This is a genomic window from Parasphingomonas caseinilytica (assembly GCF_036663755.1).
In the GTDB taxonomy this organism is placed as follows: domain Bacteria; phylum Pseudomonadota; class Alphaproteobacteria; order Sphingomonadales; family Sphingomonadaceae; genus Sphingomonas.
Window position 1 is genome coordinate 35,227 of the sequence record NZ_JAXOJL010000001.1, and the last position, 14,204, is coordinate 49,430.

Sequence of the window (14,204 nt, forward strand, 5' to 3'; positions counted from 1 at the left end):
GAGGCTGGGCATTCGGGTGCGATCAATGGCCGGCCGCGCCGGGATCCACCGGGCCGGCCGGACCCTGGGGCCGCTTGAGCAGGAATACGAGCGGGATCGTGCAGGCGGTCATGATCATCATCAGTTTGAAATCGTCGAGATAGGCAACCATCGCCGCCTGTTGATTGACGATGCCGTCGGCCACCGCCAGCACGCCGTCGGTGCTACCGCCGAAAATGGAGCTCACGACCGGATCGGTCGCCGTCAGCCCGGGATCGGGAATGTGCGCGCCGAGTACTTCATGCTGGGTCTGGATATTCGAGCCGAGCAATGCCGTCACCACCGATATGCCGACCGATCCGCCCATGTTGCGCGACAGGTTGGTGAGGCTCGCGCCTTCGGTGCGCTGATGCGAGGGCAGGGTGCCGAAGGCCATGATGTTGAGCGGAATGAACACCAGCCCGAGGCCGACCCCCTGGACGAGACCCGTAATGATGAAGGGGCTGGCGCTCATCTCGATCGTCCAGCCGGTCATCTCCCACAGCGAATAGGTCGCGATCGACAGGCCGACGCCGACCAGTATCCGTGGATCGATGCCGCGCTGGGTGAGCCGTCCGGCGACCCACATGCTGGCCATGATCCCGATACCGCGCGGCACCAGCAAAAGTCCCGTGTCCAGAACCGGATAGTTGAACAAATTCTGCAACATCGGCGGCAGCAGCGCCATCGTCGCAGTCATCAACAGGCCGATCACCAGCATGAAGCCGATGCCGGTGAGCAGGTTGCGATTGGCGAACAAATTGCGTTCGAACATCGGATTTTTGGCGGTGAACATGTGAACGAAGAACATCCACGCGGTTGCCAACGCGACCATGCCCTCGATCCATACTTCCCACGAATTGAACCAGTCGTTGGTCTGGCCGCGATCGAGCATGAGTTGAAGCGAACTGATCGCGATGGCGAGCATCGAAAATCCAAACAGATCGAACTTGCGGCGGCGCGTGTCGCGCGAGGGCAGCAACGCCCAGAGAACCGCGAAGCACGCGATGCCGACCGGGACATTGACGTAGAAACACCAGCGCCAGTCGTAATTTTCGGTCAACCAGCCGCCGATCACCGGCCCCATGATCGGCCCGACCATCACGCCCATGCCCCAGATCGACATTGCCGAGGCCTGTTTGGACTTGGGGTTGATGTCCATCATCACCGTCTGGCTGAGCGGGTTCATGAACGCAGCGGCAATGCCCTGAAGCACGCGAAAGAAGACCATTTCCGGCAAGTTCGTTGCCAGACCACATAACATCGATGCGAGAACGAACCCGACGATCGCATAAAGGAAGAGGTTGCGCGATCCGATCCGGTCCGCAAGCCAGCCGGTCAGCGGGATCGCGACGGCCGAAGCGACGATGTAACTGGTGAGAACCCAGGTGATCGTGTCCGATGTCGCGCCGAGCGACGCCGCCATATGGGGCAACGCCACGTTGGCGATCGTCGAATCGAGTATCTGCATGATCGTTGCCGCCATGACGCCGATCGTCAGCAGCGGGCGGTTGCTCGTATGCAGCGCCGCGCGTTCCTCCATCGGCTCGGCGGCTTCGGTCGACGGGGCGTCGGCGAGCGGATCGGTCCCGTCGCCCGTTGCGCTAGCGTTTGCCATGGTCGCGCACATCGACCTCGATCTTCGCGCTCAACCCGGCGATCAGAGCGCGGGGGCTGGCCTCGTCGATCGCGATCCGCACGGGAACGCGCTGCGTGACCTTCACCCAATTGCCGGTCGCGTTCTGCGCCGGCAGCACCGAGAATTCCGATCCGGTGCCGGCACCGATCGACTGAACATGGCCTTTAAGCTTGAGCCCGCCATACGCATCGAACGAGACTTCGGCGGGCTGGCCGACGCGCATCTTGTCGAGATCGGTTTCCTTGAAATTCGCCTCGACCCAGGTCAGGTTGCTGGCGACGATGCTGACCGCCGGCAGACCCGACACCATCATCTGGCCGACCTGCAACCGAGTCGATTGCGTCACCGTACCGGCGACCGGCGCATAAGCCGACGTCCGCTGGAGATCGAGCAAGGCCTTGTCGCGCTGCGCCATCGCGGCCTGCACGGCGGCGGGGATACCCGAATCGCTGGTGCCACTGCCGACCTGTACGCGCGCCTTCGCTGCGCTGGCATTGGCGGTCGCCAGCCGCGCCTTGCCGGCGGCGACCTGCTGCGCCGCGGCATCGAAGCTAGCGCGGGTGGTGAAGCCCTGCTTCATCAGCGTTGCCTGTCGATCATAGGTCGCCTGGGCGAGCGCGATATCGGCCTTGGCGCTGGCGATGTCGGCCGCGGCACCGCCGCTGTCGGTCGCCAGCGTATCGACTTGGACGCGCGCGGTGGCGATCGCGGCATTGGCCTGTTCCAATGCGATCCGGTACGGAGCGGGATCGATGCGGAACAGCAAATCGCCGGCCTTGACCGGCTGGTTCTCACGCACCGTCACGGCCACGATGCGCCCGCCCACGTCGGACGACACCGAAACGCGATCCTGCTGGACATAAGCATTGTCGGTCGAGACGAAACGACCAGCGGTCAGCCAGAAATAGGCGGCGACGGCGACGATGAGCAGGGGCACGCTGACGAGCAGCGCCGTCTTGCGCCAGGTGCCGGGAGCCTTGGCGGGTTGCGGTTGCTCGGCCATCGCGGTGCTGGTCGCGCGGTCGATCCTGGGATCTGCATCAGCCATGCCGGATCTCCTTGCCTTCCGGAATATCGTTGAGATTGGTCTGGATACGCGTCAGCGATTCGATCAGGGCCGATTGCTCGCCTTCGCCGATGCCGACCAAAGCATCCTCGAACAGCCCTCCGGCCACGACATGAAGCTGGGCGATCATCGGACGCGCCTTATCGGTGATGAAGATGCGCCACGCCCGGCGATCGTTCGGATCGCGACGACGCTCGACCAGCCCGGCTTCCTCCAGCCGATCGATCATGCGGCACAGGCTGATCGGCTCGACTTCGAGCAGATCGGCCAGGCCGCCCTGATTTATCCCCTCGACGCGCGAGAGCTTGGTCAACGTGTGCCATTGCTGGCGCGTCACGCCGATGGCGCGGGCACGCTCATCGAAGCGCCGCCGCATGAGGCGCGAAACGTCGCCGATCAAAAAGCCGAGAGAATCCGTCATGGGCGGCATATAATAAGCATGGTTAGATAAAACAATGCTTATGACCTGCATGATGAGGTTAATCCCGGCAACCGCTCGCCACCTTTTGTCAGAGCGCTTTGCCGATCGATTGCTATTTGTGGCTCGAGGCAATCGACTGTCGCGGGACGACCGGCTGTCGAAGTCGACCGGTAAAACATTCCTGTCCTGTTGGCGTTCCCGCGACCTGTCAGCCGACAGATGATTTTATTCGAGGCGACTTTTCGATCTGAACGAGCAGCCGGTTTCAACAAGTGCCGAGGGTGCCGCGAATGTCTGCAACGGATCATCAGCGGAAGGGGGTGTTTCCACCCCCGGACTTGCCCGCCGCTCAGAAGGTCTTTCTGATACCGGCAAAGAAGCCGCGGCGTGCGCCGTATTGCGGTGCGCCGACGCCGACGCCCGATCCGTCGCGGATTTCGTAGATCCGGTCGCCCACGTTCACGATGTCGAAGCGGATCGACAGGCCCTTCTGGAAGCCGGGCCCGTCAAAATTTTGCGCGATGCCGAAGTTCGCCGTGACATAGGACGGTAGCTTGCCGCCGTTCGGCACGATGCCGGCGGGATCGTCGGCCCGCAGACCGTTGCCGTACAGTAGGTCGGCCGTCGGAACGAGCGTACCCAGGCCGTCGTGGATCGTGACGCTGCCGCCTGCCGAGCCGGTCCAGAATTGGGAATGGTCGGTGTAGATGTAGTGGTTGCCGATATAATCCAGTTCGTCCTGGGCGAAGAAATATTGCGCGGAGACGATGTCGCGCCCCTTTTCTTGGCCACGCGCGACGTTGCCGTAAAGCGCGACCGGCCCGTTGGCGTAATTCGCGCGAAGCTCGACGCCCCAGGCATAGCCCTTGGCGTAATTGAACGGCGACAGGACGAGCGATGACCCGAACTGTCCCTCGTCGAGCAGGTTCTTCTTGATCTTGTAATAAGCATCGACGCCGATGGTGAGGCCATGCGCCAGTTCCTGCTGCACGCCGCCGTCGAAATAATGCTCGCGTTCGGCACGAACCGGATCGCCGAACTTGATCGCCGATTCCTTCGTCGTGCCGTTGAAGCGCATTACCGTCGCCGTTGCGACCAGTTCCTGCGGCGGCGGCGTGAAGTTGCGGGCATATCCGATATGGAAGGTCGTGCCGGACATCGGCTTCCACACCAGATTGGCGCGCGGGCTGATCTGCTGCTCGTTGGTGTAGGCGCGCACCGCATCGAACCGCGCGCCGAAATTGAACGTCAGTGCCGGCGTCAACGCCCATTCGTCCTGCAGATAGACGCCGTACAATTGCCCGACCTTGCGGCTCGCGTCGGTCAGGCTGCTCGTCTGGTCGGTGGCCTGGATGGTGTTGCCGTCCCCGTCGGTGGTGGTGGGGAAGAACAGCGACGTTACCGAGGATTTCGTTCGCTCGTTCTGGAAGAATATCCCGAAGCGGATGGTATGGGCTTCGGTGGCCTTGTAGCTGCCATCCGATTGGACGCCGAACACTAGGCTCGATAGTCGCGAGCGATCATTGAAGCCGTTGAAGATGATGTCGCCACCCTGCGGATCGGGCCGATAGCGCGTTTCGGAATAGCGGAAGAAGGGCGCGATCTGGAGGTTGAGGTCGCCGCCGGCATATTGATAGGCGGCGACACCGTAATGCGTGTTCTCGGTCTGGTTCTGGTCGAGTTGCGCGGAATCGAAGGTCGATCGGCCATTGAGCGTGAACGCCTCGGTCTGGCCCGGATTATTCGGAATCTGGAATTTCCCGATCGCCGTGCCGCCGAACACCGTGATGCGGCTGGTATCGGACAAGATGTCCGAGACATAGCCGAACAGCCGGTATTGCCGCGTCCGATCATGGATCGCATTTAGCGATGCCGTCGGATTCTCGACGCCGAGATCGTTCTGCAGATAGCTGCCCGACGCGAAATAGTTCAGATTGCCGGTGTTGCCGTGAAGCGTTGCGCTCGGCTGGATCGTCGTGCGGCTGCCGCCGTAGAAACCCACATCGCCGCCATTGTCGAACGCTCCGCTTCGCGTGGTCAGATTGACGACGCCGGATGTGCGATAGCCATATTGCGCCGGAAGCGTGCCGGTGAGCAGGGATACGGAATCGGCGATGCGGGGATCGAAGGTCTGGCCGAACCCGGAAATGCTTTCCGGCACGATCACCCCGTTCAGCCGATATTGCAGGTTCGCATGTTCGTTGCGGACGTGGATCGCGCCATAGCTGTCGAGCGTGACGCCCGGCGCTTGCGCCAGCACCTGCGTCAGGTTGCGATCGGCACCGCCCGGCTGGTTGTCCAGGGCCTCCCGGGAGAGGATGTATTCGCTTGCACCCAGCGACGGCAGGATCGCGTTGCGCGCCTGATCGAGCCGCTGGGCGGTCACGACGATATCGCCTGCGGAATCCGGCGCTTGCGCAGTGCCGGGCGTATCGGTGGCGGATGGGGGGACGGTCTGGGCTTGCGCGCAGGCAGGAAGCAGGGCGGCAAAGGCCGCGCCCGTCAGAAGGACGTTTCGCATTGCATGGACTCCGGGAAATTGATGCGGCCGGAGGGGCGGCATGTGGCCTGCCACCTCTCGACGAGATTGGATCAATTACCCGGCGGGCGGTCCGCGACTGTGCCACGCATGTGACCATTGACGGGGCAGTGCGAGCCAATGCCCGGGGAGGTCGTACCACGCCGCGAAGCGCAGCGGTTCGATCAGTCTGACGTCCGCCACCGGCAACAGCGCCCAGGCCAGCGCGATGCTCTGGCAGATCGGGCAGGACTCGGGCGTCTGGTCCGAAGGCCCGTCGTTGTGATGCGCTTCGAATCCGTTGGACGCATGGGCGGCCGAAACGTGGCTCCTTGTAACGGGAGCATGGTCGTGCGCGCCGGCCAGATAGCCCTGAAATGCCAGCGCCAGCGCGACCAGCCCGACCAGCGCGAACCGGAGCAGGGATTCGAGATCACATCGTCGGATCGGGCGATCCGTCATGTCGGCGAAAGCACCAGCAGACGATTGATAGAAACGTTACAACATCTCTCGATTGCGGAGATGAAACGAGATGACGTCGTGGAGCGCGGATCAATCACGGCGAGGGAACGCTCCAACTCGATGCGCCTTCGATGGCGCACCTTCGATGACGGGGGATAAGCGATATGATCCTTCCGTTCATGACGAGAAGATGAAATCGCTGTCATCAGGGTGGCACTTGGCCCACCCGCCGCCGATCTTATCGCCAGCCCGCTGCACGCGCGCGGCGTTCCGCTGTCTGGTCGAGCGGTGCGCCGTTCATCATGTCCTGCGCCGCAGCCATCAGCGCTGGGTCGGCGGACGATGCCTGCCGATAGTCGTTGGCCATTGCGGTGCGGCCCGATCGCGTCTGGCGCAATTGCCAGGCGTCGCCTGAGCGGCACGCAATGCCATCGGTGGCGGGGGAGGCGAAGACGCGGCAATAGCCGTCCGCGCCGCGAAAGCTGACGAGTATCCTCATGTCGCCGGACGTCGATGCCAATTGCGTGTCGAGGGCATGGGCGAGCGGCCCCGCGGCGACGAGCGTGCCGCCGCGCACCCCGACCGGCAGCCGGGCACCGCCGTTCCACCATGTCCCGAGCCCGACGCCCAGCACCAAAGATGCCGCCAGCGCCAGGCCGGTCAGCCAGCGTCGCGGTTTCGGGGTTCGATCGAGCCGCACGACTTTGCCGGTCAGCATCGACGTCAGGCGATCCGGCACGGGTGCCTGAGCGATCGGCGCAAAGGCGTCACGCAGGCGATCGGACAAGGCCGTATGTACCGCCACACGCCCGGCCAAAGCGGGGTCGGTCGCCATCGCCTGTTCGATCCGCTTGCGCTCGACCAGTGGCAGTTCGCCATCGGCATAGGCCATCAGCGTCGCATCGTCGTAGGTCATGCGGCCTCTCCAAGAGCGAGCATCAGCGCCTGACGGCCGCGCACGAGGCGTGACGTGAGCGTACCCATCGGGATGTCGAGCACGTCCGCTGCATCCTTGTACGCGAATCCCTCGACCAGCACGAGCGCCACCGCCTCGCGCTGTTCGTCGGGCAGGGTGCGCATCGCGCGGGCGATGTCGCCGCGCAACACCCCGGCCTCGACGCTGGCGGCGGCATCGCCCGCCACGCCGATGCCCGCGTCCTCCGCCACGAAAGTCTCGGCGGCACGCCGCCGCGCGCGGGCGGTGTCGATCCAGGCATTGCGCATGATGCGGTACATCCAGCTATCCATCCTCGTTCCCGGCACCCAGGAGGCGCGACCGTTAAGCGCTTTTTCGAGCGCGACCTGGCACAGATCGTCGGCATCGGCATGATCGCGCGACAGCGCATGCGCAAAGCGGCGCAAGCGCGGCAGCAACGCCAGCAGATCGTCCTCGAAACTCGCCACCTGTGTCTCAATCGGTCTTCATCGGGATGAAACGGATGCGGTTGGCCGTTTCATCCCAATGCTGGCATATTTTCCCTCATGAAAGCCATGACCATGATGTTCGCAAGCCTGGCCGCGATGCTGGGCAGCGCGGCGGCGGCGCAATTCGTGCCGGCGCTGCCGCGTGTCGACGAGGGATTGCGGCCGCTGGCCGATGTCGCGAAATCCGTCGCCGATATCGCGGATCGATCGGTCGCCACGCTGGCGCAGGCGCGCCTCGATCGGATCGCGGATCTGGTGCGGGCCAATCCGGATCGCATCGTGCGCGATCCGGACGGGTTCGCGGCGCGCGCCGGCGAAGTGATCGTGACCGATCCGGGCGCGGGTCTGATCGCCGTGGTGCGCGCGAACGGGATGCGCATGATCGAGCAGGGCGATACGCTGGGCATCGCCTATATGCGCTTCGCTTTGCCGGCGGGCATGTCGCTCAAGGCCGGGATCGCGATCCTTCGCAGATCGGGGGCGGGGACCGTTTCCGCCGACCAGATCTATGCGCAAAGCGGAACGGTGGCCGCCGCCGCGCCGCCCGAGGCCGGACGCGGCGTGCGGATCGGGATGATTGATGGAGGTGTGGCCGGCACCGGGACGACGCAGCGCGGTTTCGCCGCCGGCGCGCCGCGCGCGAGCGAACATGGCACGGCGATCGCCTCGCTGATCGCCGGCAGCGGGCGCATCAAGGGCGCGGCACCGGGCGCGCAGATCCTGGCCGCCGACGTCTATGGCAACGATCCGGCCGGCGGCAACGCCAGTGCGATCGGCAAGGCGATCGCGTGGCTGGTGGAAGGACGCGTGCCGGTGGTAACGATCAGCCTGATCGGGCCGCCCAATCCGTTGCTCGCGCGGATCGTCGCGGCGGCGCAGGCGCGTGGCACGATCATCGTCGCGGCGGTCGGCAATGACGGCCCGGCCTCGCCACCCAGCTATCCCGCCTCCTATCCCGGCGTGATCGCGGTGACGGCGATCGACGGACGCAAGCGTATCCTGATCGAGGCCGGCCGTGCCGCTCATCTCGATTATGCCGCACCCGGCGCGGACATGATCGCCGCATCCGTCAAAGGCACCGGCGTGCCGGTGCGCGGCACCTCGTTCGCCGCGCCGTTGGTCGCCGCCTCGATCGCGCTCGTCTATCCGGAACCGGATGCAGCACGCCGTGCGGCGGCCTTGGCCCGCGTCGATGCCGGGGCAGAGCGGCGCGACCGCCGCTACGGCCGAGGCATCGTCTGCGGCCAATGCGCGACGCCGGTAAAATAATTTCGATCGCGCGGGATTAAAGCGCAATCCCCTCCCGTTCTCCAGACATCAACACGGAGAATGACGATGAAGACCTTCCTGATCGGTGCCGCCGCCATTGCCCTGATCGCCGGTACTCCGGCTGCGGCGCAGCTGCTCGGCGGTAATGTGGGCGGCGGCCTGGGTGGACAGATCGGCGGCATGGGCGGAACGCTCGGCGGCGGCGTCAACGGCACGCTGGGCAGCACGCGCGGTGTGACCGACGCCGCGACGCAAGCGCGACAGGAAGCGCGCCGCGCCGAGCGCGTGGCACGGCGCGAAGCGGCCCGCCAGCGCAAGCTCGATGCCGGGGCCGACATTTCCAGCTCGGCCGGCTTTGCGTCGGGCGGATCGCTGGCCGGACGTCCGCTCGCGACGGGCGGCAATGCGAATGCTGCGGCAGGCGGCCGGGTCGATCTCGACACGCCGGGTGTGCGGACGCGCGGTATCGTGGCGGCGACCGATCGCGGCATGCGGCGCGTCACCCGCACCGCGAGCGGCGTCCCGGTGTTCGTCAGCGCGCGCACCGCGGCACCCGTCGCAGTGCTGGCCCGCCCGGTCGTCGCGACCTACCCGGTCTATGATCGCAACTATTATTACGGCGGTGGCGATACGGTGTTCCTGTCGTCGGGCGAGGTCGGCGGCTATGTCGATCGTCAATATTACGATCTGGACCGCGACATGCGCGGCACCGGGGCAACGGTCACGCGGCGCGGCGACGATATCGTGCTGGCCCTGCCCGCCGACGTGACCTTCGCGTTCGACAAGGCAGACATCCAGCCGCGCTTCCTCGGCACGCTATCGGCGGTGGCGCGGTCGCTGTCGGATTATCGTGCGACCGATATCGAGATCGTTGGCCACACCGATTCGGTGGGATCTGACCAGTACAATCTCGCGCTATCCGAACGGCGCGGGCGTAGCGTGGCCGATTACCTGGTCGGTCGCGCCGCCGATCCCTCGCGCCTGGTGGTCGAGGCGATGGGCGAATCCGAACCCGTCGCCAGCAATGCCACGATCGCCGGTCGCGCCGCCAATCGTCGGGTCGAGATCGTCTTTCACCCACGGGTCGGCTGAACAGTCCTTGCGAAATTGGTCACTCCCGCGCCGCCGGAGGCGCGGGATCGATCACGAGCAGCAGCCGATCCTCCCCCAATCCGTCGATTGGTGGCGAGCGGTGAACGATCGCAGCATCGCCCGCCAGCGTCCGACCCTTGAACAATCCCACGGCACCGGTTTCGAGCTGATGAGGCGCAACCGTCCGTCCCGCCTTCGACGCGGCGGCACCCGCCTGATCCAGCCATTGCGTCGCTTGCCCGCGATAGGTGGTGATCAGGCGCACGGAGACATAGTCGCAATGGAACTTCCAGCAGGCATTATCCGTCACCCGTTCCAGCCGGATCTCGACCGCATCGATCTGCATGATCCGCGCATATAGGCGTGCAAGGAGCGCGATGTCGGCTGCCAACGGCACGCGCCAGTGCTGCGTGCAGGTGTCGGCTACCATCTGTTCCAGTTTCGCCGCCACGTCCTCGATCGCAGCGACGAACCGGACCGTCGTGAAATCATCGAACGGGCCAATCACCATCGGTGTCGGGCGATCCCAGACCGATAGCGTCACCTCCGGTTCTACGATCGATCGTAGAATTTCCGGCGATCGATCGAACCGCACATGCTCCGGGGCGGTGTATCGCGAAGACGCCATATTGTGTGCCTCGCCCCTTTTTCGTGATGGTTAAAGATACCTGATCCACCAGACGGTAGATCGCCGCTTCAGCCCGGCGAACCAGCGTGTCGCCCACCATAAAGGGGGCGTCAGACCGGCGGCGATCGCCCACAGCCAGCCGACCGATGGCACCTCGAATTTCGGATCACCCGAAATCCAGGCCGCCGAAAGATGCGCGAGGTGAAGGACGTACAGATGGAGCAAGTAGAAGAACAACGGCGCCCCGCCCAGCACCGCCAGCCACCCGCCGCCACGCCGATCCCAGATTGCCAGCAACACCGTTCCGATCCCGAGCGTCAGTAACAGGAAATCCAGCGATGGCGGATATTTCGTCAGGTTGAGGAAGGAGATCGCCGAGCCTAGGAGCGTCGGTTGCACCGACCACCCGGCCGGATCGCCATAGCCGTTGACGAGCCGCAGGATCAAAAGTCCGCTTAGCATCGCGGCACCTGTTATCGTCAACAATCGCTGTCGTCGTTCCGGCTTCATCGCGGCCGCGAACCATGGCCCGGCGGCATAGCCGAGCGCGATCGCACCGATCCACGGCAATACCGGGTAGGACGTCCGCGCCCTCAGCGCCCCACCCAGATCGATGAAACCGCGATCGTGCAGCACGGCCCATGCGGCATGACCGGGCATGCCAGGTGGAATGGCGATCGGATCGAGCAAATTATGTCCGGCGACGATGACGACGCCGATCGTCGCGATCCACCCACGCGGCAGATGGACCAAGCCCGCCAGCACCAGCATCGCGATGCCGATCGCCCAGATCACCTGCAGATAGAGCAATGTCGGAGGCAAAGCGAAGGTCCAGGCGAAATTGACCAATGTCACTTCGAGCAGGATCAGGAAGGCTCCGCGTTTGAGCAGGAAGGCGGAAACTGCGCTCGTGGGCTTTCCCGCCCCGTAAAGCCACGCGGCCAGCCCGGTCAGCGCGACGAATATCGGGGCGCACAGATGCGCGGCGAGGCGCGTCGCCGCCAATGCCGGCGACGTTGTCGTCAGATCCATCGGGTCGGACACTTGATGGCCGATGAAGAAGAATTCGCGCGTGTGATCGACCAGCATGAGCAGCATCACCAGCCCGCGCAGACGGTCGATCGCGGCGATGCGCGACCGCGAAACGGCCGTGGGCAGTGCTTGCTCAGAGCGCATAACGAAGCCGTGCCGTAATCTGTCGCGGTGTCCCGGGCGTGATCCAGACCCGCGAGTAGGAACTGGGATAATATGTCGCGTCGAACAGATTGGTGACGTCCGTCGCCAAGCGCAACTTCGGGGTCAGATCGATCGACGCGTTGAACCCAGCGAGAACATAGCCCGGCAATTGGAATTGGCTGCCGTCCGGGTATCGATATCCGGTCTGTCCTGTTCTGCGACCGACATAATTGGCGGTGATGCCAAAACGCGCGCGATGCCCGGCAAGGTCCAGCGCCTTCGCCAGCAGGACGCTCGCACTGTTGCGAGGCACGTTGATCAGGGGATCGCCCCGGCGCAGCGCGAACCCGAAATTGGGATCGATCGCATCTCGCGTGATGGTCGCATCGATATAGGCATAATTCAGGATCACCGAAATTCGTCCGGGCAACGTGCCGGTCAGAGAGGCCTCGACTCCCCGGCTACGTGCCTCACCGATCGCGAGCGAGAGGCCGGTATTGATGGGATCGGCGGTCAGGACGTTGGTCCGCTTCATCGTGAACAGAGCGACATTGGCCGCGAGGCGACCGTCGAACATGGCCAGTTTGGCACCCGCCTCCCATGCCCTGGTCCGCTCCGGCTCGAACGCCACGCCGGACGAATCCACACCGGTATTGGGCCTGAACCCCTCACCATAGCTCGCATAGGCGGTCACCGCAGGCGTCGGCACGATGCTGATGCCGAGTTGCGGACTGAAGGCGGTCTTCGTCTGGCGGCGCGTGAACCCTGCAAGGCGGTCGGTGAAGCCCTGTTCGAACCGGTCGTACCGCCCGCCCGCGCGCAGCTTCAGCCATCGCGCAAGATCGATCATGTCCTGGACGTAGACGCCCATGGCCTCGTCCCGTTCGCGGCTGTCGATGAATGGCGCGCCAACGGCCAGATTGCCGTAAGCGGGGGCGAAGATATCCACGGCGTTTCCGGCCGGCAGCGAGGTCTGCCGCGCGACGGCTGGCGGGCGATAGCGCGTCACCTGCTGACCCAGCGTGAACCAGTCCCAGTCGGCACCGATCTGCACCCGGTGCTCGATGCCCCAGGTTGCGAAGCGTCCGCTCAGTTCGCCGCGTATCGTCGTATCGCCGGTGCGATAGTCGCGATGGCGGCGCTGGCGGGAAAGCGTTCGCCAATCGACGAACAGTTTCTGACGGGCATCGGCATTTTCGGCCTCCGTCGCGAAGCCCACGAAGCTGGTATCGCGATAGGAGGCGCCGAGCAGCAGCGACCATTCGTCGCTGAAATCGTGCTGAAGCTGCAATTGATGCCCCAGCGATCGGGTCTCGATCGGGCCGTCGCCGGGTTCTCCCAGAAAACGCGAACGCGGGACGACGCCCAGTCGCCCGCCGACGGATACGATTCCGCGATCGAACGGGATCGACTGGTTCATGTATTCCAGCTCGTACGTGATGCTGGTCCTGCCGTCGGGTCGCCACAGGATGCTCGGCGTGATCGTGAACGTCCGGTGGTGCAGCGTATCGCGAAAACTGTCGCCCTCGTCATACGCGCCGGTGACGCGGACCGCGAGGCGCTGGCCAAGATTGGTGTCGAGATCGGCCTCGATCCGGCGCTGACTGAAACTGCCGCCGCCCAGTTCGACATAGCCGCCTCGTCCGAAAAACGGTTTCTTCGTCACGATATTGACGATTCCGCCCGGATCGCCGCGCCCGAACAGCGCGGAGGTCGGCCCTTTGATCACCTCGATCCGGTCGATGTTCGACGCATCGCGCGGCCCGCCATAGCCACGTGAGGCATTGAAACCGTTGAGCAAATAATTCCCGGCAAGGTTCTCGTCGCCGGCGAAACCACGGATCGCATAACCGTCGAACAAACCACCGAGATTATTCTGACGGGCGATGCCAGCAAAGAAATCCAGCGCCGACTGCAGGCGCGTGATCCCCGCATCGTCCAGCGTCTCCGCATCCATCGTTTGCACCGCCTGCGGAAACAGGCGAAGCGGGGTAGCGCCAAGGTACGGCTGGCGCTGGGCGGTGACGGTAATATCCTCCGGCCTTGTCGCCGCGGTCGCATTCCCGTCCGCTGCATCCTGCGCTGCAGCGGATGCGGGCGCCGTACCGATCGCCAACAGACACAAACTTACAAAACGCCCCACGAATTCCTCCATTATGATATAACGTCACATGATAAATATGGAGACCGCTGTCAATTGCGTCTAATCCTATTGGGATATCATGAGCGCAAAGTCGGGGCGTCCTGCGCAAAGCCATGGAAGCCATCAAAATATGCGAGACGAATTGTGGAGGGTGATCGCTAAAGTTAAAATGAAATAATGGTTAGCCACCATTCGTTGTTTGACGATGGTGACCCCTACGGATACCATTCTGAAATTCCAGTAACCATCAGAACGTCTCAACCTGTTGATCCGCAGATGGATAGTCGCAAAGTGCCGGACCAGTCCGTCCCACAGTTTCCTGAGAAATCTGAATGAAAATGTGGGGC

12 protein-coding genes are annotated in these 14,204 nt (G+C 64.0%); 2 read left to right on the plus strand and 10 right to left on the minus strand.

Translation table 11 applies throughout. The features are described 5' to 3' along the window. Window positions 1-22 precede the first annotated feature (22 nt). The 7 genes from U1738_RS00160 to U1738_RS00190 form a co-directional block, all read right to left on the minus strand. Window positions 23-1,636 (minus strand): DHA2 family efflux MFS transporter permease subunit, encoded by a 1,614-nt coding sequence (locus U1738_RS00160; protein WP_332787019.1) that lies wholly within the window; start codon window positions 1,634-1,636, stop codon window positions 23-25. Next, window positions 1,623-2,705, minus strand: a complete 1,083-nt coding sequence (locus U1738_RS00165; protein ID WP_332787020.1) for an HlyD family secretion protein — start codon at window positions 2,703-2,705, stop codon at window positions 1,623-1,625. Before U1738_RS00165 ends, U1738_RS00160 begins: the two co-directional genes overlap by 14 nt. Then, window positions 2,698-3,144 carry a MarR family winged helix-turn-helix transcriptional regulator gene (locus U1738_RS00170; RefSeq protein ID WP_332787021.1) on the minus strand — a complete coding sequence of 149 codons (447 nt, stop codon included), beginning with the start codon at window positions 3,142-3,144 and terminating at the stop codon, window positions 2,698-2,700. The genes U1738_RS00165 and U1738_RS00170 overlap by 8 nt, the downstream gene beginning before the upstream one ends. Before the next feature lie 349 nt (window positions 3,145-3,493). Further along, window positions 3,494-5,665, minus strand: a complete 2,172-nt coding sequence (locus tag U1738_RS00175) for a TonB-dependent receptor (RefSeq protein ID WP_332787022.1) — start codon at window positions 5,663-5,665, stop codon at window positions 3,494-3,496. Between the two features lie 75 nt (window positions 5,666-5,740). Beyond that, window positions 5,741-6,124 (minus strand): DUF2946 family protein, encoded by a 384-nt coding sequence (locus U1738_RS00180; protein WP_332787023.1) that lies wholly within the window; start codon window positions 6,122-6,124, stop codon window positions 5,741-5,743. 238 nt (window positions 6,125-6,362) lie between these two features. Further along, the gene (locus tag U1738_RS00185; protein ID WP_332787024.1) at window positions 6,363-7,040 is read right to left on the minus strand and encodes an anti-sigma factor family protein; all 678 of its coding nucleotides are present in this window, start codon (window positions 7,038-7,040) and stop codon (window positions 6,363-6,365) included. Continuing rightward, a complete protein-coding gene (locus tag U1738_RS00190) occupies window positions 7,037-7,528 on the minus strand; it encodes a sigma-70 family RNA polymerase sigma factor (RefSeq protein WP_332787025.1) in 492 nt (163 codons plus the stop codon). Before U1738_RS00190 ends, U1738_RS00185 begins: the two co-directional genes overlap by 4 nt. 78 nt (window positions 7,529-7,606) lie before the next feature. Between U1738_RS00190 and U1738_RS00195 the strand changes: the two genes are divergently transcribed. Both U1738_RS00195 and U1738_RS00200 read left to right on the plus strand, forming a co-directional pair. Next, entirely contained in the window at window positions 7,607-8,818 is a 1,212-nt protein-coding gene (locus U1738_RS00195; RefSeq protein WP_332787026.1) for a S8 family serine peptidase, read from the plus strand. A 66-nt stretch (window positions 8,819-8,884) separates the two neighbouring features. Then, window positions 8,885-9,910, plus strand: coding sequence for an OmpA family protein (locus U1738_RS00200; protein WP_332787027.1), 1,026 nt, complete (start codon window positions 8,885-8,887; stop codon window positions 9,908-9,910). Window positions 9,911-9,929: 19 nt separating this feature from the next. Here U1738_RS00200 and U1738_RS00205 read toward each other — a convergent pair whose 3' ends face one another. The 3 genes from U1738_RS00205 to U1738_RS00215 are packed head-to-tail and all read right to left on the minus strand — an operon-like array spanning window position 9,930 to window position 13,830. Continuing rightward, complete coding sequence (locus U1738_RS00205) at window positions 9,930-10,538, minus strand: DUF1826 domain-containing protein (RefSeq protein WP_332787028.1); 609 nt, start codon at window positions 10,536-10,538, stop codon at window positions 9,930-9,932. Window positions 10,539-10,568: 30 nt separating this feature from the next. Next, window positions 10,569-11,714 carry an acetyltransferase domain-containing protein gene (locus U1738_RS00210; RefSeq protein WP_332787029.1) on the minus strand — a complete coding sequence of 382 codons (1,146 nt, stop codon included), beginning with the start codon at window positions 11,712-11,714 and terminating at the stop codon, window positions 10,569-10,571. Next, window positions 11,704-13,830 carry a TonB-dependent siderophore receptor gene (locus tag U1738_RS00215; protein WP_332787030.1) on the minus strand — a complete coding sequence of 709 codons (2,127 nt, stop codon included), beginning with the start codon at window positions 13,828-13,830 and terminating at the stop codon, window positions 11,704-11,706. The genes U1738_RS00210 and U1738_RS00215 overlap by 11 nt, the downstream gene beginning before the upstream one ends. Between the last annotated feature and the right edge of the window lie 374 nt (window positions 13,831-14,204).